Here is a 25651-nt window from a genome sequence, read left to right as displayed (position 1 = left end):
GCAGCGTCCTCGAACAGACAAAACCTGTACAGCCGTACAGAAAAGGGAAGATGATGGCAGAACTAACGATCAGCCCCGATGAGATCCGTGGCGCTCTCCAGGACTTCGTGAAGTCCTATGAGCCGAACAAGACGTCAACGACCGAGGTCGGCTACGTCACCACGGCCGGCGACGGTATCGCCCACGTTGAGGGCTTGCCCGGTGTGATGGCCAACGAGCTCATCAAATTCGCCGACGGCACCCTGGGCCTGGCCCAGAACCTCGATGAAGATGAGATCGGCGTCGTCGTGCTCGGCGAGTTCGGCGGCATCGTTGAGGGCATGGAGGTGCACCGCACCGGCGAGGTTCTCTCCGTTCCCGTCGGCGACGGTTACCTCGGCCGTGTCGTCGACCCGCTCGGCGCGCCCATTGACGGACTCGGAGACATCGCGACCGAAGGCCGTCGTGCCCTCGAGCTGCAGGCTCCCGGCGTCATGAGCCGCAAGTCGGTTCACGAACCGATGCAGACCGGTATCAAGGCGATCGACGCCATGATCCCGATCGGCCGCGGCCAGCGTCAGCTGATCATCGGTGACCGCCAGACCGGTAAGACCGCGATCGCGATCGACACCATCATCAACCAGAAGGCCAACTGGGCGTCGGGTGACAGCAACAAGCAGGTTCGTTGCATCTACGTCGCCATCGGCCAGAAGGGTTCCACCATCGCTTCGGTGAAGGGTGCACTCGAGGATGCCGGAGCGATGGAGTACACCACCATCGTTGCGGCTCCCGCCTCTGACCCGGCCGGCTTCAAGTACCTCGCCCCGTACACCGGTTCCGCCATCGGTCAGCACTGGATGTACGCCGGTAAGCACGTTCTCATCGTCTTCGATGACCTCTCCAAGCAGGCCGAGGCCTATCGTGCCGTATCGCTGCTTCTTCGTCGTCCGCCGGGGCGCGAAGCGTACCCCGGAGACGTCTTCTACCTGCACTCCCGCCTGCTCGAGCGTTGTGCCAAGCTCTCCGACGAGCTCGGTGCCGGATCGATGACCGGTCTTCCGATCATTGAAACCAAGGCCAACGACGTCGCGGCTTACATTCCGACCAACGTGATTTCGATCACCGACGGCCAGATCTTCTTGCAGTCCGACCTGTTCAACGCCAACCAGCGTCCCGCTGTCGACGTTGGTATCTCGGTCTCTCGCGTCGGTGGCGACGCGCAGGTCAAGTCGATCAAGAAGGTTTCCGGCACGCTCAAGCTTGAGTTGGCCCAGTATCGTTCACTCGAAGCTTTCGCCATGTTCGCGTCCGACCTCGACGCGGCCAGCCGTCGTCAGCTCGCCCGGGGAGCGCGCCTGACCGAACTGCTGCGTCAGCCGCAGTACTCGCCGTACCCCGTCGAAGACCAGGTCGTCTCGATCTGGGCCGGCATCAACGGCAAGCTCGATGAGGTCCCTGTTGCCGACGTGTTGCGCTTCGAGCGCGAGCTGCTCGACTTCCTCGGCCGCAGCACCGACGTCCTGAAGACCCTGCGCGAGACCAACGTTCTCTCCGATGAGACCGTTACAGCCCTCACCGCCGGCGTCGACAAGTTCAAACTGGAATTCCAGACCGGTGAGGGCAAGCCGCTCGCCTCGGTGGGCAAGGAAAAGTTTGAGGCTATTGCCGTTGAAGACGTCAACCAGGAAAAGATCGTCAAGCACCGCCGCTAGTTTCGTCGATTTCGACGAGGCAGTAACACTGACGATGCTGTAACACTGACGACGACAAACTGAAAGACAAGGAAGCAGACACATGGGAGCGCAACTTCGGGTCTACCGGCAGAAGATCAAGTCTGCCCAGACGACCAAGAAGATCACTCGGGCCATGGAGCTGATCTCCGCCTCGCGCATCCAGAAAGCGCAGGCGCGAGTAGCTGCGTCAACCCCGTACTCGCGCGCGGTAACGCGTGCCGTTTCAGCGGTAGCCACGTACTCGAACGTCGAGCACGTACTCACAACGGAGCCCGAGAAGATCGAGCGTGCAGCGGTCGTCATCTTCGCGTCCGACCGCGGCTTGGCCGGTGCCTTCAGCTCGCAGGTACTGCGGGAAGCGGAGTCGTTGAGTGAACTGCTCCGCGGCCAGGGTAAAGAGATCGTCTATTTCCTGGTGGGCCGAAAGGCCATCGCGTACTTCAACTTTCGAAACCGCGCTTCGGAGCGAATTTGGACGGGCGGAACCGACCAGCCGCAGTTCGAAACAGCCAAGGAAATCGGCGAGGCCCTTCTGGAAACGTTCCTGACGGACTATTCCGATGGTGGCGTCGACGAGATCCACATCGTGTACAACCGTTTCGTCAGCATGGTCACCCAGGTGCCCGAAGTCGTTCGGCTGCTTCCCCTCGAGGTCGTTGAGGGAGTGGAAGAACCCGGCGACAACAAGGTCCTTCCGCTTTACGAGTTCGAACCCGACGTGGAAACCGTTCTCGACAGCCTCCTCCCGGTATATATCGAGAGTCGTCTGTTCAACGCTATGTTGCAGTCGGCGGCGTCGGAGCACGCGAGTCGTCAGAAGGCGATGAAGTCGGCCAGCGACAATGCCGACAAGTTGATTACGGACTACACACGCCTGTCGAACAACGCGCGCCAGTCCGAGATTACCCAGCAGATTTCCGAGATCGTGGGTGGAGCCGACGCGCTCTCATCCGCTAAGAAGTAGTTCACATGTCCCATGGGCAGAGAAGAGAGAGCAATGACTGACACCGCAATCGCGCCAGTCCGGGCGGAGGACACGGCCGGCTCGGTTGGCCGCATCGCGCGCGTCACCGGCCCCGTTGTCGACATCGAGTTTCCGCATGACTCGATCCCCGGCATCTACAACGCCCTGAAGACCACAATCACCATCGGTGACGAGTCGAACGAGATCACGCTCGAGGTCGCCCTGCACCTCGGTGACGACCTCGTTCGTGCTATCGCGCTCAACCCGACCGACGGACTCGTCCGCGGTCAGGAAGTACGCGACACCGGCAGCCCCATCACGGTTCCTGTGGGAAACGTCACCAAGGGCAAGGTCTTCAACGTTATTGGCGATGTCCTCAACGCCAAGCCCGGCGAGAAGATCGAAATCACCGAGCGCTGGCCCATCCACCGCAAGCCGCCGGCCTTCGACCAGCTCGAGTCCAAGACTCAGCTGTTCGAAACCGGAATCAAGGTCATCGACCTTCTGACGCCGTACGTTCTCGGTGGAAAGATCGGCCTGTTCGGTGGTGCCGGAGTCGGCAAGACCGTCCTCATTCAGGAAATGATCCAGCGCGTAGCGCAGGACCACGGTGGAGTATCGGTGTTCGCCGGAGTCGGTGAGCGTACCCGTGAGGGCAACGACCTCATCGCCGAAATGGAAGAAGCCGGCGTCTTCGACAAGACCGCCCTAGTCTTCGGCCAAATGGACGAGCCGCCGGGAACGCGTCTGCGCGTCGCCCTCTCCGCCCTCACCATGGCTGAGTACTTTCGCGACGTGGAGAAGCAAGACGTCTTGCTCTTCATCGACAACATCTTCCGTTTCACCCAGGCTGGTTCCGAGGTGTCGACCCTGCTGGGGCGTATGCCTTCGGCCGTGGGCTACCAGCCCAACCTGGCCGACGAGATGGGCATCCTGCAGGAGCGCATCACGTCGACCCGCGGCCACTCGATCACCTCCCTCCAGGCGATCTACGTTCCCGCCGACGACTACACCGACCCGGCACCGGCGACCACCTTTGCCCACCTGGACGCTACGACCGAGCTGTCCCGGGCGATCGCATCGAAGGGCCTGTACCCGGCCGTTGACCCGCTCACCTCGACCAGCCGCATCCTCGACCCCCGCTACCTGGGTGCCGATCACTACAACACGGCCGTTCGCGTCAAGGCCATCCTGCAGAAGAACAAAGAACTCCAGGAGATCATCGCGATCCTCGGTGTCGACGAACTCTCGGAGGAAGACAAGGTCACGGTTTCCCGCGCCCGCCGCATCGAGCAGTTCCTGTCGCAGAACACCTACATGGCGAAGAAGTTCACCGGTGTAGAGGGCTCAACGGTTCCGCTCAAGGACACCATCGAGTCGTTCACGGCAATTGCCAACGGTGACTTCGACCACGTGGCCGAGCAGGCTTTCTTCAACGTCGGTGGCATCAACGACGTCGAAGAGAAGTGGGCTCAGATTCAGAAGGAGAACGACTAAGCATGGCGAAGTCGCTGTCCGTCAGCGTCGTTTCGGCCGACCAGCAGGTGTGGGCCGGCGAGGTGACCATGGTTGTCGCCAAGACCGTCGAGGGCGAAATCGGCATCCTGGCCGGTCACGAGCCGATGCTGGCGATCCTGGCCGCGGGTGACGTGCGTCTCACCCTGCCAGACGGCTCCAAGGTTCTGGCCCAGGCTGAAGATGGATTCTTGTCGGTCGACAATGACACGATCACCATCGTGGCCCGCAAGGCTGAACTCGTGGGTTCCAAATAGCCCGTCTGACACACCAGTGCTGATACTGCTTCCGCCGTCGGAGACGAAACGCTCCGGCGGCGAAGCTGTACCCCTGGACTGGGAAAAACTGGCCTACCCGACCCTGAACGTGAAGCGTCGGGCGCTAGCGCGGGCGCTCGTAGCGCTGACACGGCATCCCGAAGCTGCCCGCACCGCCCTCAAACTGGGCCGCACACAGCTGTTCGAGATTGACCGCAACCGGGAGTTGCTTGAATCTGCGACCCTGGCGGTAATGGATCGCTATACCGGGGTGCTCTTCGACGGTCTGGATGCTGCCACCCTCGCAGGTTCGCAGCGCGAGTTCGCTCACGCTCACCTGGTCGTACACTCCGCGCTGCTCGGGCCGCTCGCGGCACTTGATCCGATACCGGCCTACCGGCTGTCCCACGATTCGCGCGTTCCGGGCGTCACGCTGGCCAACCACACTCTCAAACAGCACTGGAGCAGCGATATTCAGCGGCTCCTCGGCCGGACCGAAGGACTGCTGCTCGACCTGAGGTCCGAGGCCTATGTTGGCCTCGGCGCCCGACCCGTGCGGGCGGACTCACTCTACCTGCGGGTGGTCTCCGACGGCGCAGACGGTCAGAAGCGTGCCCTGAACCACTTCAATAAGAAGTCGAAGGGTGAGTTCACCCGGGCTCTGCTCGAACACGAACACAATTTCACGAGCGCGGCCGAACTTATCCACTGGGCGCAATCGGTCGGAATTCGACTCGGCCATGGAGCACCCGGCGAACTCGAGCTCGTCGTTGAGCAGCACCTCGCCGCCCCGGGACGCGCAGCCTCATCGACGATCTTTACCGGGGCTAGGCTGGGTGCGTGAGTACAGACACCAGCACCTTCCCCGCAGCGGTCAATGTTCCCATCCTTCGGCAACCGGTCAATGTGACCGTCACCGGGGCAGGCGGGCAGATCGGTTATGCCTTGCTCTTTCGCATTGCCGCCGGCGCGCTGCTGGGGCCGATGACGCCGATCCGTCTCACCTTGCTGGAGATACCCCAGGGGGTGAAAGCAGCTGAAGGCACTGCGCTCGAGCTCGAGGACTGTGCCTTCGGCCTGCTGCGCGGTGTGACGGTCACCGATGACCCCACAGTCGCATTCGACGGGGTGAATATCGCCCTACTCGTTGGATCTCGCCCGCGTGGGCCGGGGATGGAACGTGCCGATCTGCTGGGGGCCAACGGCCGCATTTTCGCACCCCAGGGGGCAGCCATCAATGCGGGCGCAGCCGATGACGTGCGCGTGTTGGTGGTGGGCAATCCAGCCAATACAAATGCCCTCATCGCCGCCGCTCACGCGCCGGATGTGCCGAGTGACCGCTTCACTGCCATGACCCGGCTTGACCACAACCGGGCCGTCGGGCAATTGGCCAGCCACCTGGACGTCTCAGTAGGGGCGATTCACGGGCTGACCGTGTGGGGAAACCATTCGGCCAGTCAGTACCCGGATATCTTCCACGCCACCGCAGAGGGCCGAGCGGTTCGCGATCTCGTCGACGAGCAGTGGCTGGCGCAGACCTTCATCCCGAGAGTCGCCCAGCGTGGGTCCGAGATTATTGCCGTGCGGGGAGGCTCCTCGGTCGCTTCCGCCGCCAACGCAGCCATCGATCATGTGGGCGACTGGGTCACCGGCCACGGCGTCGACTGGACCAGCGCCGGGGTCGTTTCCGATGGCTCCTACGATGTTCCACCTGGCTTGGTGTGCTCTTTCCCGGTGCGATCGGTTGACGGGAATTGGCGCATCGTGAACGGGTTGCAGCAGAACGAATTCTCGCGCAGTCGAATCGCGGCATCTGTTGCAGAGCTCGTGGAGGAACGAGACGCAGTGCGGGCCCTCGGCCTGCTGCCATTGGGGCGTCGCTGAGTTTCACGGTCATGCTGCCCAGCTACCGGTGCGCGATGCCCTCGTGGTTGAGCAGCCAAGCTTTGGTGGGGATGCCCTGCCCGGCGCTGTAGCCGGTGATCTGCCCGCTCGTCGCGAGTACGCGGTGACAGCCGATGATGATCGGCACCGGATTGGCGCCGACGGCCCCGCCGATGGCGCGGGCCGAACCCGGCCGGCCGACGTCAGTGCCGAGCGCCCCGTAAGAGATGACATCGCCGAAGTTGAGGCTGGCCAGCCGAGCCCACACGCTGCGCTGAAACTCGGTGCCGCGCGTGAGGTGTACGGGAAGATCAAACGACTGCCGCGTTCCGGCGAAGTACTCGTCGAGCTGTTCGGCCGCCCGTCTCAGCACGGGAGAGGGCGTTTCCGCGGTCGCGTCGAGCGGTAGTTGACCGTCGGTTTCGATGGAAAGAGAGAGGATGCCCTCATCGTCGGCGGTGAGTTCCAGCCGACCGACGGGGCTGAGGAGGCGGAGGAGCGCGTTTGTCGTTGTGGGGTGCTGGGCGACGTGCGCCGGGATGCTGTCCATGATTCGACTGTAGCCCTCGCTTCGGCCGAGACCTCGCGGGTTTCAGACGGGGGTGCACAGGTGCCCGGCACGCGCGCCTGTGCAGGAGATGGCTGCGCCCCTAGTCTGTAGTGATGGCTCAAATTGAATATCGCAGACTTGGCTCCTCCGGGCTGACTGTCTCGACGATCGGGCTCGGGTGCAACAATTTTGGTCGCGCCGGGACCGCATCAGAGAGTCAGAAAGGCACGACGGCGGTGATCGACGCCGCTATCGAAGCAGGGGTGACGCTCTTCGACACCGCCGATATTTACGGTGCGGAGCGAGGATTGAGCGAAACGCTCATGGGACACTCGCTGAGCGGCAAGCGCGACCAAATCGTGCTGGCTTCGAAATTCGGCATGGACATGGGTGGGTCGAACGGTCCGGACTGGGGCGCGCGGGGCTCACGCCGGTACATCCGCTTGGCCGTCGAGGCGTCCCTCCGTCGGCTGCAGACCGACTGGATCGACCTATACCAGCTGCACGTTCCCGACCCGTCGACACCGATCGAAGAGACCCTGTCAACCCTGCACGACCTCATTACCGAGGGCAAGATTCGTTACATCGGTCACTCCAACCTAGCCGGATGGCAGATCGCCGAAGCCGAGTTCACCGCCCGGATGAACGGTCACCCCGCGTTCATCTCCAGCCAGAACGAATACAGCCTGCTCGTGCGTGATGTCGAAGACGAGGTGCTGCCGGCTGTGAACGCCTACGGTCTCGGGTTTCTGCCCTTCTTCCCGCTCTACAACGGCCTGTTCACCGGCAAGTTCTCGCGCACGGGAGGGCCAGCCGACAGCCGCATCATGATGATCAGGCGCCATCTCGCCGACGATGCCCCGTGGGACGCGATTGAGCAGTATCAGCAATGGTGTGATGCGCGCGGGGTGAGTATGCTGACCTCGACGTTCGCGTGGTTGCTGGCGCAGCCGGGACTGACCAGCGTCATCGCCGGCGCTACCAGGCCCGAGCAAATCGTTCAAAACGCGAATGCCGCGACGTCCTGGCAGCCGTCGGCTGACGAGGTTGCCTACATTTCCAACCTTTTCGCCTGACCTCACCCGAGGAGAAATTCGTGCTGCAGTCTTGCTCGTGCGTCACCTGCGTCCGCACTGACAGCCGCTGCTGGGGGTGATTGTCTTTCACCTGGCCCAATCGATCGCCTCCTCCCCAACGGGTCGTCTATCCGAATCAAACCCAGATTCGCCTGGGGCGCAGATCCGGGGCGCGGCAGGCGGGCACAGTGGCAGCATGCATCCCACCATTGTCAAAGCCCAGAAGGCCCAGGACTTTCTGGCACTCGTTCCCCAGCTGCTCGGTTTTGCTCCCGAGACCAGCGCCGTGCTCGTGGCGTTTCGTGGCAACCGCACCTGCGGCGCGCTGCGTTTCAACCTGCCGAACGACGACTTACCCCACAAGGTGTACACACGCATCGCGACGACCCTCGCCGGGATGCTGTGCAAGATTCCCGGAGTAGACGCCGTCGTTCCGGTCATCTACACCGATGATTCCTTTATCAATACCGTTGGTATCCCGCGCGAACAGTTTGCCGAGATTTTAAACCGGCGACTCGAATGGAGCGGTTTTCTGCTGCGCGATTCCCTATGCGTGGCAGCGGATGCGTGGGGAAGTTACCTCGATCCCACGTGCCCCGCTGGCGGGCATCCACTCAACGATATTGCCGAGTCACCGGTGAACACGGCGGCGAACGAGGAGTCGGGGACCAAGATCGTACGCCCGCTCGGCACCCTACAGAACGGCGCCGACCCGGTCGGTGTCAACCCGGCGACCCAGGAACGCCTGGCCCGGATCTACCGGCGGTACCGCCACCTGCTCGCGCGCGCCGAGAACTCTCCACCACTGTTCGACGCCCTCGGCGTTGCACTCGACCCGGTAGTGATCGCCGAGGAAGCACTCACCTGGCCGAATCCGCCCACCGAGGAAAACGTCGCCGCGCTTCTCGTGCTCGTGCAGTCCCCGCCCAACCGCGATCAGATCATGGTGCAGTTCGCCTTTGGGCGCGATGAAGGGGTGCGCGCCCACGCTATCAACGGGCGGTACGCTCGGCTCCAGCACGAGACCGGGCGAAGCCTCGACGACCTCGTAGCCGAGGAGATCGACATCGGTGACCCGACCGCCGAGCACACCGGCGACATCATGCTCGGCCTGCAGCGCGAACGGCCCGACATCGACCGGATCCGTGTCGCGATCACCCTGCTACGCACCGTCGTTGCTATGGCGCCTCGATCGGCCAGACCGGCGCCGCTCTGCATGCTGGCTTGGCTGTCGTGGGCACTCGGCAGCGGGTCCGTAGCCGGATTCTTCGTGGACCAAGCTCTTGCCATCGAGTCGCAGTACAGCATGGCGATCCTGCTGAAACTCCTGCTCGATTCGGGGCACCTGCCGGAGTGGGCGTTTGCGGTCCCGCAAGACGATGACAAGGATAATGACGACGAGGATGAAAAGAGCGAGGGCTACGAACTCGACGACGACTTTGATCAAAACTGGGGTGAAGACTTCGACGCGCGTGAAGCCGGTCGCTGAACCCTGTTCGCCGTCAGCTACATGTACTTCGGCGCCTCCGACAGCACCCCGTGCAGAATCTCTCCCATCTCAGCGAATTCCTTCGGGCCCACGGTCAGTGGGGGAGCGAGCTGGATGACCGGGTCGCCACGGTCATCGGCGCGGCAGTACAGCCCGGCCGTGAACAGCGCCTTCGACAGGTAACCGCGCAGCAGACGCTCAGACTCCTCGTCGTTGAAAGTTTCCTTGGTGCCCTTGTCCTTGACCAGCTCGATACCGAAGAAATACCCGTCACCGCGCACGTCGCCGACGATGGGCAGGTCGAGTAACTTCTCCAGTTCCTTGCGGAACAGCGGTGAATTCTCGCGAACGTTCTCGTTGAGTTTTTCCTCTTCGAAGATATCGAGGTTGGCCAGCGCCACCGCCGAGGAGACCGGGTGGCCACCAAACGTATAGCCGTGGTAGAACGTCGTGTCGCCGTGTTTGAACGGTTCGTAGATGCGGTCGCTGATGATGGTCGCGCCGATTGGCGAGTATCCGCTCGTCATGCCCTTGGCACAGGTGATCATGTCGGGTTGAATGTCATAGGTCGTCGAGGCGAAAACGTTTCCGATGCGACCGAACGCGGTGATGACCTCGTCGGCGACCAGGAGCACGTCGTACTTGTCGCAAATCTCGCGCACTCGCTTGAAGTAGCCGGGGGGCGGCGGGAAGCAGCCGCCGGAGTTCTGTACCGGCTCGAGGAAGACGGCGGCGACGGTTTCGGGGCCCTCGAACTCGATCATTTCCTCGATGCGGTTCGCGGCCCACTGACCGAACATTTCGAGGTTGTCACCGAGGCCGAGGCCGGGGCTCATCTCGTCGGCTCGATAGAAGTTCGTGTTGGGAACGCGGAAACCACCGGGGGTGACCGGCTCGAACATCTCCTTCATCGCTGGGATACCGGTGATGGCCAGGGCGCCCTGCGGGGTCCCATGGTAGGCGACATTGCGAGAGATGACCTTGTGCTTGGTCGGGCGGCCCATCAGCTTCCAGTAATACTTGGCGAGCTTGAACGCGGTCTCGACCGCCTCGCCGCCTCCGGTGGAGTAGAACACGCGGTTGAGGTCGCCGGGAGCATAGGAGGCGAGCCGATCGGCGAGTTCAATTGCGTTCGGGTGGGCGTATGACCAGATCGGGAAGAAGGCGAGTTCCTCGGCCTGCTTGGCAGCTACTTCGGCCAAGCGTTTACGTCCGTGGCCCGCGTTGACGGTGAACAGGCCGCTGAGGCCGTCGATGTACTGCTTACCCGTGGAATCCCAGATGTGGTGTCCATGGCCTTTGACGATGATGGGCACTCCAGCGCCGGATTCCATTACGGACTGACGCGAGAAGTGCATCCAGAGGTGATCCTTGGCCTTTTGCTGCAGCTCGGCGTTGTGGGCGTCGCTGAAGGCGAAAGGCGTCTGAGTGGGCGTCGTGAGAGTCATTTTTTTACCGTGTTCCCCAGTTATAAAACTGTTTATGGAGTTTGAGATAAACGAACGTCTCGGTGGAGAGAACTCCCTCGAGATTGCGGATCTTAGAGTTGAGTAGTTCGAGCAGTTGGTCGTCGTCTTCGCAGACGACCTCGGCGAGAATGTCGAAGCTGCCGGCTGTGAGTACGACGTAGTCCACGGCATCGATCTCGGCGAGCTGCTCGGCGAGTACGCGGGTGTCGGACGAGGCACGAATACCGATCATGGCCTGACGGAAGAAACCCAGCTGCATCGGGTCCGTTACGGCTACCACTTGCATGACACCGGAGTCAGTGAGTTTCTGGACCCGTTGGCGCACGGCCGCTTCGCTGAGGCCGACGGCTTTGCCGATCTCCGCGTACGACCGTCGCCCGTCGGCTTGAAGCTGTTCGATGATTTTTTTCGACACATCGTCGAGCTGGGCCGGCTTGGGCGACTGACCGCGCTTTTGTCCATTCATGCATCGATTCTGTCAGTCTAAATACGCTTCGGCAAGCGAATCCGTCGCGTCTTGAGCGAAATACTGCGCATTTCATTCGTGAATCTCGACGCAACTCGTTGCGATGGATACACTGGGCCGCATGGGCGCCCCCGAACTACGCAACTTCATCAACGGCCAGTACGTCGACTCCACCGCTACGGACCGGTTCGACCTCATCGATCCCGCGACCGAAACGGTCTACGGCAGTAGCCCGGTATCGAATGCAGCCGATGTTGACTCGGCCTACCGAGCTGCAGCAGCCGCTTTCGAAATTTGGGGCGAGACAACGCCGGCTGTGCGGCAGCTGGCACTGTTTCGCATAGCGGATGCGATCGAGGCGCGCGCCGCGGAATTCGCCGACGCCGAATCGCTCGACACCGGCAAGCCTCGCTCCAACCTGATTGACGATGAGATTTTGCTCTCGGTCGACCAGGTTCGATTCTTTGCCGGTGCCGCCCGCACCCTCGAGGGTCGCGCGGCCGGCGAGTATATGACCGACCACACCTCATTCATCCGGCGCGAACCGATCGGCGTCGTCGGCCAGGTCACGCCGTGGAATTATCCCTTGAACATGGCGGTGTGGAAGTTTGCGCCCGCGCTCGCCGCCGGTAACACCACGGTGCTGAAGCCCTCGGACACCACCCCGAGCACGACCCTGCTGCTCGCCGAGGTCGCGGCGGAATTTCTTCCCGCCGGTGTGCTGAACGTGCTCGTCGGTGACCGCACGACCGGTGCGGCCATGATTGATCACAAGAGCCCGCAGCTTGTCTCAATCACCGGTTCGGTGCGGGCGGGAATGGCTGTGGCCGAGGCTGCGTCACACGACCTCAAGCGAGTGCATTTGGAATTGGGCGGGAAAGCGCCGGTGATCGTGTTTGACGACGCCAACATTGAGCTCGCCGTAGCCGGGATCGTCGCCGCCGGCTTCTTCAACGCCGGCCAGGACTGCACCGCGGCTACCAGGCTGCTCGTGCAGGGTGGCATTCACGACGAATTCGTCGCCGCGCTCGCCGCGTATTCCCGGGACAACGCCCGCACGGGGACTCCTCGCGAAGCGGGCATTCTGTTTGGACCGGTCAACAACGCGCACCAGCTTGCTCAGGTAATCGGCTTCGTAGACCGGCTGCCCGACCACGCCGTGCTCGAACTCGGCGGACATCGGGTTGGCCGTACCGGATATTTTCACGAAGCGACCATCGTGAGCGGGCTTGTACAGACCGATGAGGCAGTGCAGCAGGAGATCTTCGGGCCGATGATGACCGTGCAGCGCTTCACCGACGAGGCCGAGGTGCTTCGCTGGGCGAACGACGTGCAATACGGCCTGGCGTCGTCGGTGTGGACCCGCGACCACGGCCGCGCGATGCGCTTCGCCAAGCACCTTGACTTCGGTTGTGTCTGGATCAACACGCATATTCCCATCGTTGCCGAGATGCCGCATGGCGGTTTCAAGCACTCCGGCTATGGCAAGGATCTGTCGATGTATGGGTTCGAGGATTACACCCGGATCAAGCACGTGATGAGCTACATCGGGCACTAGCCGGTGCAATGGCCGTGAGCGGTGACGTTATTATGATTCAAGTCCTTCGGTGAACGTTGGAACGGCGGGGACGAATTCGTACCCACACTCGGAAGGCACCACCCGTGACCCAGATTGGTCAAGGTTCGACCGAATTTCGCGTCGAACTGCCCAGCATTGGCACGACGCTGACGCTGGCGTGGGCAGGCCTGACCGATGTCGGCCATCGCCGCGAGGTCAACGAGGACAGCCTCCTCGCCGCGCCGCCCCTGTTCGCCGTCGCCGACGGCATGGGCGGCCACTCAGCGGGCGATGTCGCAAGTGCCGCCGTGGTGACCAGGCTTGCCGAGCTTTCCGGAACACTCGTGGCGGAGGCCGGTTCGATCGATCGGGCGCTCGCTCTCGCCGTGGAGGACATGGCGCAGGGTGTCGGCGTCACCGACCAAGGCACCGGAACGACTGTGACCGGCGTGGCGCTGGCACTCGTCTCGGACGCCGTCAGCTGGATCGTCTATAACATCGGCGATTCCCGGGTCTACCAGCTGACCGGCGGTGTCCTCGAGCAGGTCACCAATGACCATTCGGTCGTGCAGGAACTCGTCGACGCCGGTCGCATCACCCGCGAAGAGGCGGACGTCCACCCGCACGGCAACATCATTACTCGCGCCGTCGGCTTTCACGAACCGCCGATTCCCGACTATCGCATCCTGCCGATCCAGGCCGGTATGCGCATCCTGATCTGTTCCGACGGGCTCACCAAAGAACTCACCTCCTACGGAATCCGTCATTTTCTGCTTGAACAGAAGCTCGCAGCGGATGCCGTCGCAGCGATGGTCACAGCCGCCCTGGAAAACGGTGGTCGCGACAACGTCACCGTAATCGTGGTCGATGTGCTCGCCGTCGAACCATACGAGGCGCCCAACACCTGACCTGGCCCGTAGTGGCTAGTACTCACAGCTATTAGGTATCACCGACGACGGCGCGGTGGCCCTCGCCTTCGCCTTCACCGCTGGCATGTTGTCAGCCCCAATGGACAGCGGAACAGAGTCGGCCGCGTCATACTTTCTCGAACTGTCGGTATCGGCTTTCAACCGTGATTCCGGAATCGGGATCGGCTGGGAAGCATCCTCTTTCATCGCCTACATTCCGCTGATGGTCGTGGTCATCGCGGCCATCATTGCCGGCCGGCTCTGGCGCGTGTTGACCCGCCGCCGCTAGCACGCCCGTGTCGGCGAGTCCAGTCGCGTATTGTGGATCGAGTGAACGAGACCCTGCCCCCGTGCCCTGAATGTTCCAGTGACCTGGCCTACGAGATGGGTTCCTTGCTGGTGTGCCCGCTCTGCGCCCACGAATGGTCGAACGAACCGGTCGAAGAAGATCAGGAAGTCCAGGTCAAAGACGCCTTCGGAACCGTTTTGACCGACGGGGACACCGTCTCGATCATCAAGGACCTCAAGGTCAAGGGCCAGGCGTTGTCGATCAAGGTCGGCACCAAGGTTCGCAATATTCGCGTCGTCGATCCGGTCGACGGCCATGACATCGACTGCAAGGTCGATGGTTTTGGATTCATTCAGCTCAAGTCCAGTCTGGTCAAAAAGGTCTAGGCCCGGCCGATCGTGACGTGTCAGATTTGCGGGGCATGGTTGCCGGCCTTGGCCATGTTCTGTGGCGAATGCGGCAGCTCTCGCACCGCTACCGTGGAGTCGCGCCAGCGCCCGGACCCTCGTCCCAACGACACGACGATCATTGCGCGCCTGCCGCGCACCACCGTCGTCATCTCGGTACCGATTCCCGCGGAGGTGCCGGCGCCAGTGCGGGCCATCGCTGTCGTGACCGCCGCGCCAGCCGCAGCACCGCCCGCACTCCCCGCCGCCGTGCTGCCGACCCGGGCGACCTTCGTGTTGACCTTCAGCACCGGTCAGGTGGTCTCCGTGCGAGGCTCCGGCCTGATCGGGCGCAAACCCCTGGCCCAACCCGACGAGATTTTTGATGACCTCATTCGGGTAGCGGATGCCGACCGCTCGGTCTCGAAGACTCACCTCGAGTTCGGCCAGCATGACGACGAGTTCTGGGTCAGCGACCGAGTCTCGGGTAACGGTACTGTGATTCGCCGCCCGGGCGAAACGGCCGAGGCACTCGAACCGGGCCGACGGTACGTTCTGCCGCGCGGTGCCCGGGTCGAAATCGCCGACCACTCGTTCAGCGTCGCGTGAGGACGTCCTCCACCGCCCACTGGAACGCTGATTGTGCACCGATCCTCACGTCACGAGTGTTCCTCGACCGATAATCTGATCTGCTGGCTGGGTGTCCACCGTCGATGAAACCCTCGCTCTGCCGCCCGCGCCGGCCGCTCTGCCGCCGGCAGGGTTTCCCCTACTCGCCACAGTGGCACCCCTGGTCGCCGCCGGATTGATCTGGCTGATCACCGGCTCGGCCTTCGCATTGATTTTCGCCGTTCTCAGCCCGATCATCGCGGTAGCCAGCATGTTCGACTCGAAACGTTCCGGCCGCAAACGCCGCCGGGCCGAGACGGCCTCGCACAGCGAGGCTGTGACGGTGCTCTGTTCGATGATCACCGAACGTCATACCCGCTGGCGCGACGAAGCCTGGCGGCACACGCCTTCGGCGAGAAATATTGTGCTCGGGCGTGCGGCGGCCGCGCGTTGGCGACAAACGGATGGCACGCTCGTCTCGCTGGGCGTGGGCTCGGCCCCGAGCGGTATCCGACTCGGCGGAGCGAGCGCACCGAACGATAACCGGCAACTGCGGGAGTGGGCCGCAACAGTCACCGGTGCCCCCATCGTCGTCGACCTGGCCCAGGGGCTCGGCATCGTCGGGCCGATGCCGCTCGCGGCAGCCCTCGGTCGCGCCGTGTGTGTGCAGGTCTGTTTTGCGGTGCCGCCGACCGATTTGAGTGTCGCCGGCCCGAGCGATGCCATGTCCACCGATTGGGACTGGGTGGTTCAGCTGCCGCACGTGGCGCCATCGCCGCGCCGGTTCACACTCCTACTGCGCACCACCACCACCAGCGCCACCGATCCAGGCCGTGGTGAACCAGAAAGCGGGCGGCTGCTGCTCGCCGTGGCGATGAGGCTCGACGACCTGCCGCCGGGCTGCGGAACGGTCGTGCGCGTGCTTGGCCCGGCACGGGCGCAGATTATTCGCTCGCCGAATCGTGCGCCGCCTCTGGATTTCTATCCGGAACTTCTCGCCAGGGCCGAAGCCGTCGATTTCGCGGTGTCACTCGCCGGGCAGGCCAAGTCCGCAGGCCTCGTGAGCACGACGGGAGTGATCCCCGCCATGGTTCCGGTCATGCAACTGCTCGAGCACGTCACCGATGCTGCAGCGCTAAACCGGTCGGCGGCACCACCGAGCCTCGCCTGCCCGATCGGAGTGGGCCGTGACGGGCCGGCGTACCTTGACCTGGTGCAGTCCGGACCTCACGCTGTGGTCGGGGGAACGACCGGCAGCGGCAAGAGCGAACTCCTGACCACCTGGGTTGCCGCGCTGGCCGCGACTTTCTCGCCGCGGCAGGTGAACTTTCTCCTGGTTGATTTCAAGGGCGGCGCGGCCTTTCAACCGCTTGCGCGACTGCCGCACTGCGTTGGACTCATTACCGACCTCGACTCGAACGCAGCCACTCGGGCTCTCGCGAGTCTCGGTGCCGAATTACGTTACCGGGAGCGCACGCTGAGCGCGGCCGGAGCGCGAGACGTGACCGACGTACGCCTGGAGCATCCGCTTCCCCGGCTGATCATCGTCGTCGATGAATTTGCGACCATGCTCGGGCTGTTTCCCGAGCTGCACGCTCTCTTTGTGGACATTGCCGCCAGGGGGCGGTCGCTCGGCGTGCACCTGATTCTGTGTACCCAACGGCCGGCCGGGGTCGTGCGCGACGCGCTGCTGGCTAATTGCAGCCTGCGTGTGTCGCTGCGGGTGAATAACCGGGCCGACAGCCAGGCCGTGATCGGCACGGATGCCGCGGCCGGGCTGGCACCGAATCAGCCCGGGCGGTGTTTGGTCGCCACGGAAGACGGAGAACCGGTGCTCTGCCAAGTCGCTACAACGGGCGAACTCGACATTGCGAGCATCATAGCGGCGCCTCTGTCAGCGTCGTGCGGATACGTTCCGAGACGTCCATGGCTCGATGCGCTGCCGCCGATTGTGACCGAGTTCGATCTAGACGCGGCGACGGTGGGGAAGGCGCCGGTGACGGGGTATCCGGTCGGGTTGCTTGATGAACCCGAGCGCCAGCGCTACTGCGTGTTCACCTACAACCCCGACAGTGATGGGCACTTGTTGGTGGTCGGCGGGGCGGGTTCGGGCAAATCCACCCTGCTGCACACGCTCGCCCGGGTAGCCGAACATCGGGTCGCCACCCAGCTATTCACAGCCGATATGGAGTCTGTTTGGGATGCGCTTGCGAGCCTGAGTGCCCGCGTGGAAACCGGGCAGCAGACTTCGGCTTCACCCCGGTTGGTACTGTTCGACGATTTTGATTCCGTCTGCGCCCGCTGGCAGCCCGACCACCGGCTGGCAGCCGTGGATCTGCTCGTCGGCCTGCTGCGGGACGGACCGGCCGCCGGCGTGCATGTCGTAGTCGCCGTGCAACGGCACACGAGCGTCGTTCCCGGGCTGGCAGCTCTGTGCCAGAGCACCCTGCTACTGAAACTGCCGAGCGTGCAGGACCACCTCGCGGCCGGCGGACAATCGGCCGGTTATATCGCGTCGTTGCCGCCGGGTGGGGGAGTGTGGCGCAGCCTGCGCGTGCAGCTATTGGCGCCGACTCCGGGCCTGGTCGTTCCTGCTGTCGTGGTGCCCAATTCGCTACCGGCTGAAGGTCCGCTTCTGATCGTGTCATCATCGCCGACGAGCACGGCCGCCCGCCTGCGCACTGTTATGGGTGTTCCGGTGCTGGAACTTGCCGGAACCAGCGGACCAGAGGCATCCGCTCTGCTGGTTCCAGGCGCTGTGGGCCAAGCGAATGCTGCCGGTCAACTGATTGTCGTCGGTGACGCCGAAACCTGGCAGGCGCACTGGTCTTTGCTAGCACGGCTTCGTGGTTCGACTTCGAGCGAACGAGCGGCCAGCCTGGTGTTCGACCGCTGCAGCTTGTCGGACTTTCGGCTACTCAGTCACCGCCGGGAGCTGCCGCCTCCGCTGGCACCCGGACGTGGACGGGTCTGGGTCTTGCACTCCGACGGAGAGGCCACCAGGGCGATGTTGCCGGGCTAGGTCAAAACCTCGGCCAGCGGTGGGTGCGGCACTCTGGCAGCGCCACCTCCCTGGTCGTGGCATACCGACGATTTAGAGGGCGAATGTTGCAAGTTTGTGCTGATTTCGTGACAGAACGATTGCAAGATCAATGTTTTCACCTCTTTTCGGTGTGTCCAGTACGGATATGTGCAACTATCGACCAACTCGCAACGCAGCGAGCGTGACCGTGTGCGTGCTCAGAACGCTAGGAGAACCATAATGAAGTCCAAGCCGTTGCCCGCCGACCCCCTGATCCGTCAGCTGATTGGCCAGGCGCAGAGCACGCTGATGGGCCGTCGCACGCTGCTGGCCGGTGCCGGTGCTGGTGCCACGACGCTAGCGCTCGCCGCGTGCTCGTCTGGAGCGGCGGCCAAACCCACCGCTGCCGCAGACACCTCGGCCACCGACAAGACCATTCGCTGGGACAACTGGGCGCTCTACATCGACGTCGATGACGCGGGCAATTACCCCACCCTGGCCGCCTTCAAGGAACAGACGGGCATTTCGGTCAAGTACACCGAAGCCGTCGACGACAATAACTCCTACTACGGCAAGGTGAAGGATCAGCTCGCCCTCGGCCAGGACATCGGCGCAGATGTCGCGTGCCTGACCGACTGGATGGTCAGTCGCATGATCAGATTCGGCTACACCCAGGAACTCGACCACGCCAACATTCCCAACCTCGTTAATCTGCTGCCATCGCTGCGGAACGTCGACTTCGACCCGGATCGGGCTATGAGTATTCCCTGGCAGGGCGGGTTCGCCGGTCTGGCCTGGAACAAGGAAAAGTATCCACAAGGCCTCAGATCGGTCGAAGACCTCTGGGCTGCCGAATTGAAGGGGCGTGTCGGGGTGCTCTCCGAAATGCGGGACACAATGGGCTTGATCATGCTCGACCACGGCGTCGATATCTCTGGCACGTGGGGCGAAGAGGAATTCACCGCGGCTATCGACGAGTTCAAGAAGCAGGTGTCCGACGGCCAGATCCGCAACATCAAGGGCAACTCCTACAAGGAGGACCTCGCGAACGAAGACACCCTGGCCGCGATCGTCTGGTCTGGCGACATCGTGCAGCTCAACGCCGAAAACGGCGACAAGTGGGGCTTCGTCGTTCCCGAAAAGGGCGGCACTCTCTGGAACGACAACTTCGTGGTGCCGATCGGGTCGCCCGGTAAGAAGAATGTCGAGGAACTCATCAACTACTACTACGACCCGGCCGTCGCTGCCGAGGTCGCCGCGTATGTCAACTACATCACTCCGGTGGCTGGAGCCAAGGAAGCCATGATGGCCATCGACCCGACGCTTGCCGAAGATCCGCTGATCTTTCCCGACGACGCCACCCTCGCCAACGCCTACGTCTTCCGGGGCCTCGACGGCACCGAGGAACAGACCTTCAATAACCAGTTCCAGGCGATCCTGCTGGGTGCAGCCTGATGGCCGTCGGTGCGTTCGCTGATCGTGGCGCTGACCTGAAGCTGGTCAGCATCGAAAAACGTTTCCCCGGGTTCACCGCCATTGAAAATCTCAACCTGACCATTCCGGCCGGGTCGTTCTTCGCGCTGCTCGGCCCCTCTGGCTGCGGCAAGACGACGACGCTGCGGCTGGTCGCCGGACTGGAGGAACCCACGAACGGTCGCATCCTGATCGGGGGAGCGGATGTGACGAATCAGAAATCCTTCCAGCGGCCAGTCAACACGGTATTCCAAAGCTACGCTCTTTTTCCACATATGACCGTGCTGGAAAACGTCGCGTTCGGACTACGGCGACGCAAGATCGGCGATCCGGTCGCCAAGGCGCACGAGGCGTTGCTCCTGGTGGAACTCGATCACCTCGCCCACCGTAAACCGCAGCAACTTTCCGGCGGCCAGCAACAACGCGTTGCACTCGCTCGCGCCATCGTCAACCGGCCGGCGCTGCTGCTGCTTGACGAGCCGCTCGGGGCCCTCGACCTCAAGTTGCGGCGTCAGATGCAGCTCGAGTTGAAAACCATCCAGGAAGAAGTCGGCCTCACCTTTCTGCACGTCACGCACGACCAGGAAGAGGCCATGACCATGGCCGACACGATCGCGGTCATGAATAAGGGCCGCATCGAACAGATGGGGGAGCCACAACAGCTCTACGAGCTACCCAAGACCGCTTTCGTGGCGAACTTTCTCGGCCAGTCCAACCTGTTTACCGGGCCCGTCGTTGGGACCACGAGCACTGCCATAGCGGTGGATGTCTCCGGTGAGAAGATCGTGGTGCCGGTGCGGCGGGCGCACCGGGCTTCGGGCCAGGTCACGATCGGCGTGCGTCCCGAAAAACTTACTCTGCACACCCAAGGGCCGATCCACGACGCCGGTCGCAACGTGATGGGCCCGGGCCGGGTCATCGACGTGTCGTTCAGCGGGGTCAGCACGCAGTATCTCGTGGCGGTGCCCGGAGTCAAGACTCTGGTCGTGTTTGCCCAGAATGTGGCCTTCGGACCGGCCGTGCACGTCGGAGCCCAGGTCTGGCTCAGCTGGAACATCGACCATGGCTTTGGGCTCGACGACGATCCGGCCGAAGCGCCGCGGTACGAGGCCGATCTTGATACCAAGACCATCGCCCGGCAGCGCCGGTCGTCGCTGATCACGGAGCTTGAGGGCGCCTAACGATGGCGTTCGCCGCATTCTCAACTACCACGACGCCGTCGACCGACCCGGTCGCCCGGCGTCGCAGCCCGGTAGCACTGTTCCTGCTCCTGCCGGGCATCCTCTACTTGATGCTGTTCTTTCTCACCCCGCTGGTGTCTCTGCTTCTAACATCGTTCCAGGCGCCGCGGGAGTTCGGCGACATCGGCCAGTACGACTATGCCTTTCGCTGGCAGAACTACGTCGAGGTCGTCACGACCTACTGGCCGCACATCGTGCGGTCGTTCAGCTATGCCCTCGCCGCGACATTCTTTGCATTGTTGATCAGCTACCCGCTGGCCTACTTCATTGGTGTGAAGGCTCGCAGTTGGCCGCTGCTGCAGAGTCTCATGCTCGTGCTCGTGATCGCGCCGTTCTTCATTAGCTTCCTGCTGCGCACCCTGGCCTGGAAGCAGTTGTTCTCCGACGAGTCCTTCGTTGTGCAATCGCTGAAGGCCCTGTCGCTGCTCGGCCCGGAAGCACACGTGACCGGCACCGCATTCTCGGTGATCTTTGGCCTGACCTATAACTTCATTCCGTTCATGACCCTGCCGTTGTACACGACGCTTGAACGGCTCGACGTGCGCTACCTCGAGGCCGGTAATGACCTCTATGCGAGCCCATTCCAGGTCTTTCGCAAGGTCACCATTCCGCTGTCTATGCCCGGCATCGTGGCGGGAACCCTGCTCACCTTCATTCCCGCGGCCGGGGACTACATCAATGCCAGCCGGGACTTTCTCGGTGGTACCGGCACCCAGATGATGGGAAATGTGATCGAGGCAAACTTTCTCGTGCTGCAAAACTATCCCACGGCAGCGGCGCTGTCGATCATTCTCATGACCGTGATCCTGGTGATCGTCAGCATCTACGTCAAACGTTCCGGAACGGAGGAATTGCTGTGAAGCTCTCCCTCGGCAAATGGTTGTTGCCCGTGTACAGCGGGTTGGCGCTGTTGTTTTTGATGATCCCGATCGGCTACACCTTCGTCTACTCCTTCAACGACTCCCTCAAATCGAACATCACCTGGCGGGGCTTCACCTTCGACAAGTGGCTGGGCATCTGCAACGTGCAAAACGGTGCCGTCTGCCAGGCGTTCGGCAACAGTTTGTTCATCGGGGCCGTTGCCACCGTCGTGGCGACCACCCTCGGCACTATGATCGCGATCGCCATCGTGCGCTACCGGTTCAAGTTTCGCTCGCAAACCAGCCTGCTGTTGTTTTTGCCGATGGCCACCCCTGAGGTCGTGCTTGGCGCCGGCTTGGCGGCACAGTTTTTATCAGTCGGTGTGCCGAAGGACATGCTGACGATTATTCTCGCGCACACGATGTTCTGCATCAGCTTTGTGGTGGTCACGGTGAAGGCGCGTGTTTCGAGCCTCGACCCGGCGCTGGAGGAAGCGGGCCGTGACCTGTATGGCTCGGCCTGGCAGGTGTTCGCTCGCATCACCTTCCCACTGCTGCTGCCCGGCATTCTCGCGGCTGCGCTGCTGTCGTTCGCGTTGTCGTTTGACGACTTCATCATCACGAACTTCAACTCCGGCGCGGTAACGACCTTTCCGAAGTACATCTACATCTCGGCGGCGCGCGGCATTCCGGCCGAGGCCAACGTACTTGCTTCGGCCGTGTTCATCCTCGCGCTGGTCGTGGTCGTGACGGTACAAGTTTCCGGTGCAGCGAAAGCGCGGCGGTTGGCGAAGCTGAAATAGCTTCTTCACACGTAGCTGGCGCGAATCTCGCCGACCGGTAAGCCCCCGCCGGTCACGGTGAGGCCGAGCTCGGGCAGTAGCTCAGCGACAGCCGTTCGCGCGATTGCGCCGGCGTCGGCCAGCAGGCTCAGCGCGACCGCCGCGGCGGCGCGCAGGTTACCGTCGAGGATTTTCAACGCCACGGTGGTGCCGTTCTCGGCAGCAGCGACCATGATGCCCTCGGCGCCGCCCTTCATAAACAGGCCGATCCGGTCGATCACGATGCTGTCGGGATGGCCGGGTCCGGCCACGACCCAGCCATTGGCGCGCACCGCTTCGGCCAGAAAACCGGCCTCGCGGTAAATCGCAAACGGTGAGTTCGACTTGCTCGTACTGATGCGGGCGATGCCACGGGCCAGCCCGGTGAGGGAGATCGCGTGCACCGGGGCGCCGCAGCCATCGACGCCCGAGGCGACCGGCCGTTCGCCGGTGAAACGTTCGAGCACGTCGAGAATACGCTTTTGCAACGGATGCGAAGGGTCCAGATACCCTTCCAGCGCCCAACCGTTCTGCTGGCACGCCACGAGCATTGCCGCGTGCTTGCCGGAACACTCCATATAGATTGGCGCCTTACTGGCACCGAGTCGCACGAGGGTGTCGCGGGCGGCGGAATCGATCGGCCAGGCCGCCGGGCAGGCGAGCGCTGTCTCGGGCACTTGCGCCCGGAAGAGGAGCCCGCGAACGAGATCGACGTGGGCGGCGGTGCCGCTGTGGCTGGCGGTGGCGATGGCAGCATCCGCTCCCCGCAGGGCGGCGCCACTCGCCATGACCGCAACGGCTTGGAAGGGTTTCATCGCCGAACGGGGAAAGATCGGACTGGTTACGTCGCCGAGCGCACGCAACACCTCACCGTTGGTACCGAGCACGATTGCCGCACCGGCGTGACGGGATTCGACGAAGCCGCTGCGCTCGACGACGGCGAGCTCGACGGAATCGTCGACCGTGAAAGTTTCAGTCACGGCGTTAGAGTGACGACTCGGTGAGTGCTGCAGCGTGGGCAGCGATGGCATCGTCGATCACCGAGAGGGCGTCGACGATGAGCGCATCGGACAGCGCCAGGCTCGGCAGGAAACGCAGTACGTTGCCGTGGGTGCCGGCCGTCAGCAGCAGAACGCCGTGCTTGCCGGCGTAGGTGGAGATGGCGCTCACCGCGGCAGCGTTCGGCGTTTTCGTGGTGTCGCCGGTGCCGGGCTGCACGAGCTCGATCGCCATCATGGCGCCGTGGCCCCGAATCTCGCCGATGATGTCGTACTTGTTCTTCAGCGCGGTCAGCCCCGTGGTGAGCGCTTTCCCGATGCGCACTGCTTCACCAAGCAGGTTGTTGGCCTCGATCGCATCGAACACGGCAATCGCGGCGGCGCAGGAGACGGGATTGCCACCGAAGGTGCCACCGAGGCCGCCGGGCTGCGAGGCATCCATGATCTCGGCGCGGCCGGTGACAGCCGCGAGCGGGAAACCGCCGGCAATGCCCTTGGCGGTGAGGACAAGGTCGGGGACCCAACCGAAGTGCTCGCTCGCGAAGTACTTGCCCGAGCGGGCCATGCCGCTCTGAATCTCATCGGCGATCATGACGACACCGTTGGCGGTGCACCATTTCTGCAGGGCCGGCAGGTAGCCATCCGCTGGAACCATGAAACCGCCCTCACCCTGGATGGGTTCGACGACGAGGCAGGCCAGATCGGATGCCCCGATCACCTTGTCAAGGTACGTGATGGTGCGGACTGCCGCCTCGGCACCGGTCAGACCATCGTGGTAGGGGTAGGAACTCGGTGCGTGGTAGACGTCGCTGGCGAGCGGGCCGTAGCCGGTGGCGTAGGGCATGGCCTTGTAGTTCATGGCCATGGTCAGCACGGTGCGACCGTGGTAAGCGTGGTCGAGCACGGCGACGGCGCGACGGCCGGTGTACTTGCGGGCGATCTTCACGCCGTTCTCGACGGCTTCGGCGCCGGAGTTGATGAGCACACTCTTCTTCGCAAAATCTCCTGGGGTGTGCTCGGCGAGCAACTCGGCGACGCGCACGTACTCTTCGTACGGTGTGACAGTGAAGAGTGTGTGAATGAAGTCTTGGGACTGTTCGACGGCCGCCGCGACAACGCTGGCCTCGGTGTGGCCGATCGTGGTCACGCCGATTCCGGCGCCCAGGTCGATGAACTGGTTGCCGTCGACGTCGACGACGATCGCGCCATTGGCCTTGGCAATGTAGACGGGGAGCATGGAGCTCACACCGTCGGAGACGACCGCCCGGCGCCGCTCATGCAACGCTGCCGAGATCGGACCGGGGATCGCGGTGCGGATCTTTCGTTCTTGCGTGACCGAGTATGTCGGTGCGGAAACGGTGGCAGAGTCAGTAAGAGTGTCAGTCATGATGGATCCACTTTACCGACCGTGAGTGCGGTGAACCTGAACCGGCTGCAAGAATCTTGTAGAGCCAAGGGAGAAGCATGAACGGAGTGCACGAATATGCGGTGCGCGTGGAGTGGACCGGCAATCGGGGTACCGGAACGAACCACTACAAGGCGTACGGGCGCGACCACCTGATCTCGCCGGCCGGTCGGGCATCCGCCGACAAGGCGACGATCCAGGGCTCGTCCGACCCGACGTTCCACGGAGACAACGATCGGTGGAACCCCGAAGAGCTGCTGCTCGCGGCGCTCAGCCAGTGCCATCTCTTGTCGTATCTGCACGTCGCTGCCCGAAACGGGGTCACGGTGACGGCGTATACGGATGCCCCGGTCGGCACCATGGAACAGCTATCCGGGGGCGGTGGCCACTTCACGACGGTCACGCTGCGCCCGCGCGTGACGATCACCGACCCCGAGCAGGTCGAGTTCGCGCAGTCGTTGCACGCCGAGGCTGCCCGGGAATGCTTTATCGCGGCCTCGGTCAATTTTCCGGTCGGTCACGAGCCGGTGACCACCGCCTGAGTGCTGGTGCGCTGCCGAGCCGTGGGTGTGAGCGCTTTTCGGCGCTAGAACGAGCCGTAACTCGCGGCTCGGGGAGGTCGGCTTTGATTGTGGATGGCGCAGTACTGCGGTTTGCGGAGTAGTGTGGGGTGCGTTGAAGACGCGTGCTAATCGAAGG

The 25651-nt window shown here is 63.1% G+C and carries 24 protein-coding genes; 19 read left to right on the top strand and 5 right to left on the bottom strand.

Going from position 1 to position 25651, the window contains the following annotated elements; translation table 11 throughout:
• Positions 1-53 precede the first annotated feature (53 nt).
• The 6 genes from atpA to CXY74_RS08840 all read left to right on the top strand — a co-directional run bounded on the left by atpA (position 54) and on the right by CXY74_RS08840 (position 6332).
• Entirely contained in the window at positions 54-1691 is a 1638-nt protein-coding gene (atpA, locus tag CXY74_RS08865) for a F0F1 ATP synthase subunit alpha (RefSeq protein ID WP_104200148.1), read from the top strand.
• Positions 1692-1773: 82 nt separating this feature from the next.
• Positions 1774-2676, top strand: coding sequence for a F0F1 ATP synthase subunit gamma (locus CXY74_RS08860; RefSeq protein WP_104200098.1), 903 nt, complete (start codon positions 1774-1776; stop codon positions 2674-2676).
• 33 nt (positions 2677-2709) lie between these two features.
• The gene (gene atpD, locus CXY74_RS08855; RefSeq protein ID WP_104126470.1) at positions 2710-4173 is read left to right on the top strand and encodes a F0F1 ATP synthase subunit beta; all 1464 of its coding nucleotides are present in this window, start codon (positions 2710-2712) and stop codon (positions 4171-4173) included.
• Between the two features lie 2 nt (positions 4174-4175).
• Positions 4176-4448 (top strand): F0F1 ATP synthase subunit epsilon, encoded by a 273-nt coding sequence (locus tag CXY74_RS08850; RefSeq protein ID WP_104126471.1) that lies wholly within the window; start codon positions 4176-4178, stop codon positions 4446-4448.
• A 16-nt stretch (positions 4449-4464) separates the two neighbouring features.
• Complete coding sequence (locus CXY74_RS08845; protein WP_104200097.1) at positions 4465-5292, top strand: YaaA family protein; 828 nt, start codon at positions 4465-4467, stop codon at positions 5290-5292.
• Between the two features lie 41 nt (positions 5293-5333).
• Entirely contained in the window at positions 5334-6332 is a 999-nt protein-coding gene (locus CXY74_RS08840) for a malate dehydrogenase (RefSeq protein WP_104200147.1), read from the top strand.
• A 22-nt stretch (positions 6333-6354) separates the two neighbouring features.
• Here the strand turns inward: CXY74_RS08840 and CXY74_RS08835 are convergent, their stop codons facing one another.
• A complete protein-coding gene (locus CXY74_RS08835; protein WP_104200096.1) occupies positions 6355-6882 on the bottom strand; it encodes a methylated-DNA--[protein]-cysteine S-methyltransferase in 528 nt (175 codons plus the stop codon).
• Positions 6883-6995: 113 nt separating this feature from the next.
• Here CXY74_RS08835 and CXY74_RS08830 point away from each other — a divergent pair, with 113 nt between their 5' ends.
• Entirely contained in the window at positions 6996-7958 is a 963-nt protein-coding gene (locus CXY74_RS08830; protein WP_104200095.1) for an aldo/keto reductase, read from the top strand.
• Positions 7959-8154: 196 nt separating this feature from the next.
• Entirely contained in the window at positions 8155-9447 is a 1293-nt protein-coding gene (locus CXY74_RS08825; RefSeq protein WP_104200094.1) for a DUF4192 domain-containing protein, read from the top strand.
• Positions 9448-9464: 17 nt separating this feature from the next.
• On the opposite strand, the gene CXY74_RS08820 is transcribed toward CXY74_RS08825, so the two are convergent.
• Positions 9465-10895 carry an aspartate aminotransferase family protein gene (locus CXY74_RS08820; protein ID WP_104200093.1) on the bottom strand — a complete coding sequence of 477 codons (1431 nt, stop codon included), beginning with the start codon at positions 10893-10895 and terminating at the stop codon, positions 9465-9467.
• Positions 10896-10899: 4 nt separating this feature from the next.
• Entirely contained in the window at positions 10900-11382 is a 483-nt protein-coding gene (locus tag CXY74_RS08815) for an Lrp/AsnC family transcriptional regulator (protein WP_104200092.1), read from the bottom strand.
• 121 nt (positions 11383-11503) lie between these two features.
• Between CXY74_RS08815 and CXY74_RS08810 the strand changes: the two genes are divergently transcribed.
• The 10 genes from CXY74_RS08810 (at position 11504) to CXY74_RS08765 (ending at position 22531) form a co-directional block, all read left to right on the top strand.
• Positions 11504-12940: a gamma-aminobutyraldehyde dehydrogenase gene (locus tag CXY74_RS08810; RefSeq protein ID WP_104200091.1), complete on the top strand. Its 1437-nt coding sequence runs from the start codon at positions 11504-11506 to the stop codon at positions 12938-12940.
• Between the two features lie 104 nt (positions 12941-13044).
• Positions 13045-13848, top strand: coding sequence for a protein phosphatase 2C domain-containing protein (locus CXY74_RS08805; protein WP_104200090.1), 804 nt, complete (start codon positions 13045-13047; stop codon positions 13846-13848).
• A 100-nt stretch (positions 13849-13948) separates the two neighbouring features.
• Entirely contained in the window at positions 13949-14137 is a 189-nt protein-coding gene (locus CXY74_RS08800) for a hypothetical protein (RefSeq protein WP_146070099.1), read from the top strand.
• 41 nt (positions 14138-14178) lie between these two features.
• Positions 14179-14523, top strand: a complete 345-nt coding sequence (locus tag CXY74_RS08795) for a zinc ribbon domain-containing protein YjdM (RefSeq protein WP_104200088.1) — start codon at positions 14179-14181, stop codon at positions 14521-14523.
• Between the two features lie 93 nt (positions 14524-14616).
• Positions 14617-15132, top strand: a complete 516-nt coding sequence (locus CXY74_RS08790) for an FHA domain-containing protein (RefSeq protein WP_233193296.1) — start codon at positions 14617-14619, stop codon at positions 15130-15132.
• 91 nt (positions 15133-15223) lie between these two features.
• Positions 15224-18154 carry an FtsK/SpoIIIE domain-containing protein gene (locus CXY74_RS08785; protein WP_104200087.1) on the top strand — a complete coding sequence of 977 codons (2931 nt, stop codon included), beginning with the start codon at positions 15224-15226 and terminating at the stop codon, positions 18152-18154.
• 240 nt (positions 18155-18394) lie between these two features.
• Complete coding sequence (locus CXY74_RS08780; RefSeq protein WP_104200086.1) at positions 18395-19609, top strand: PotD/PotF family extracellular solute-binding protein; 1215 nt, start codon at positions 18395-18397, stop codon at positions 19607-19609.
• Complete coding sequence (locus tag CXY74_RS08775) at positions 19609-20808, top strand: ABC transporter ATP-binding protein (RefSeq protein WP_104200085.1); 1200 nt, start codon at positions 19609-19611, stop codon at positions 20806-20808. Before CXY74_RS08780 ends, CXY74_RS08775 begins: the two co-directional genes overlap by 1 nt.
• A gap of 2 nt (positions 20809-20810) precedes the next feature.
• Positions 20811-21728 (top strand): ABC transporter permease, encoded by a 918-nt coding sequence (locus tag CXY74_RS08770; protein WP_104200084.1) that lies wholly within the window; start codon positions 20811-20813, stop codon positions 21726-21728.
• Positions 21725-22531 carry an ABC transporter permease gene (locus CXY74_RS08765; protein ID WP_199183180.1) on the top strand — a complete coding sequence of 269 codons (807 nt, stop codon included), beginning with the start codon at positions 21725-21727 and terminating at the stop codon, positions 22529-22531. Before CXY74_RS08770 ends, CXY74_RS08765 begins: the two co-directional genes overlap by 4 nt.
• Positions 22532-22536: 5 nt before the next feature.
• Here CXY74_RS08765 and CXY74_RS08760 read toward each other — a convergent pair whose 3' ends face one another.
• Positions 22537-23529: an asparaginase gene (locus tag CXY74_RS08760; RefSeq protein WP_233193295.1), complete on the bottom strand. Its 993-nt coding sequence runs from the start codon at positions 23527-23529 to the stop codon at positions 22537-22539.
• 4 nt (positions 23530-23533) lie between these two features.
• Positions 23534-24934: a 4-aminobutyrate--2-oxoglutarate transaminase gene (gene gabT / locus CXY74_RS08755; RefSeq protein ID WP_104200082.1), complete on the bottom strand. Its 1401-nt coding sequence runs from the start codon at positions 24932-24934 to the stop codon at positions 23534-23536.
• A 77-nt stretch (positions 24935-25011) separates the two neighbouring features.
• Here gabT and CXY74_RS08750 point away from each other — a divergent pair, with 77 nt between their 5' ends.
• Entirely contained in the window at positions 25012-25494 is a 483-nt protein-coding gene (locus tag CXY74_RS08750) for an OsmC family protein (protein ID WP_104200081.1), read from the top strand.
• Positions 25495-25651: the final 157 nt, after the last annotated feature.

This window comes from Cryobacterium sp. Y29, from assembly GCF_002929825.1.
GTDB lineage: Bacteria > Actinomycetota > Actinomycetes > Actinomycetales > Microbacteriaceae > Cryobacterium.
This window is presented reverse-complemented; position numbering and strand designations above follow the sequence as displayed.

Coding starts and splice junctions, on each gene's coding strand:
- CXY74_RS08800 (WP_146070099.1), top strand. CDS start 13,949: ATGGACAGCGGAACAGAGTCGGCCGCGTCATACTTTCTCGAACTGTCG.
- gabT (WP_104200082.1), bottom strand. CDS start 24,934: ATGACTGACACTCTTACTGACTCTGCCACCGTTTCCGCACCGACATAC.
- CXY74_RS08820 (WP_104200093.1), bottom strand. CDS start 10,895: ATGACTCTCACGACGCCCACTCAGACGCCTTTCGCCTTCAGCGACGCC.
- CXY74_RS08835 (WP_104200096.1), bottom strand. CDS start 6,882: ATGGACAGCATCCCGGCGCACGTCGCCCAGCACCCCACAACGACAAAC.
- atpD (WP_104126470.1), top strand. CDS start 2,710: ATGACTGACACCGCAATCGCGCCAGTCCGGGCGGAGGACACGGCCGGC.
- CXY74_RS08830 (WP_104200095.1), top strand. CDS start 6,996: ATGGCTCAAATTGAATATCGCAGACTTGGCTCCTCCGGGCTGACTGTC.
- CXY74_RS08750 (WP_104200081.1), top strand. CDS start 25,012: ATGAACGGAGTGCACGAATATGCGGTGCGCGTGGAGTGGACCGGCAAT.
- CXY74_RS08810 (WP_104200091.1), top strand. CDS start 11,504: ATGGGCGCCCCCGAACTACGCAACTTCATCAACGGCCAGTACGTCGAC.
- CXY74_RS08860 (WP_104200098.1), top strand. CDS start 1,774: ATGGGAGCGCAACTTCGGGTCTACCGGCAGAAGATCAAGTCTGCCCAG.
- CXY74_RS08815 (WP_104200092.1), bottom strand. CDS start 11,382: ATGAATGGACAAAAGCGCGGTCAGTCGCCCAAGCCGGCCCAGCTCGAC.
- CXY74_RS08825 (WP_104200094.1), top strand. CDS start 8,155: ATGCATCCCACCATTGTCAAAGCCCAGAAGGCCCAGGACTTTCTGGCA.
- atpA (WP_104200148.1), top strand. CDS start 54: ATGGCAGAACTAACGATCAGCCCCGATGAGATCCGTGGCGCTCTCCAG.
- CXY74_RS08780 (WP_104200086.1), top strand. CDS start 18,395: ATGAAGTCCAAGCCGTTGCCCGCCGACCCCCTGATCCGTCAGCTGATT.
- CXY74_RS08770 (WP_104200084.1), top strand. CDS start 20,811: ATGGCGTTCGCCGCATTCTCAACTACCACGACGCCGTCGACCGACCCG.
- CXY74_RS08775 (WP_104200085.1), top strand. CDS start 19,609: ATGGCCGTCGGTGCGTTCGCTGATCGTGGCGCTGACCTGAAGCTGGTC.
- CXY74_RS08850 (WP_104126471.1), top strand. CDS start 4,176: ATGGCGAAGTCGCTGTCCGTCAGCGTCGTTTCGGCCGACCAGCAGGTG.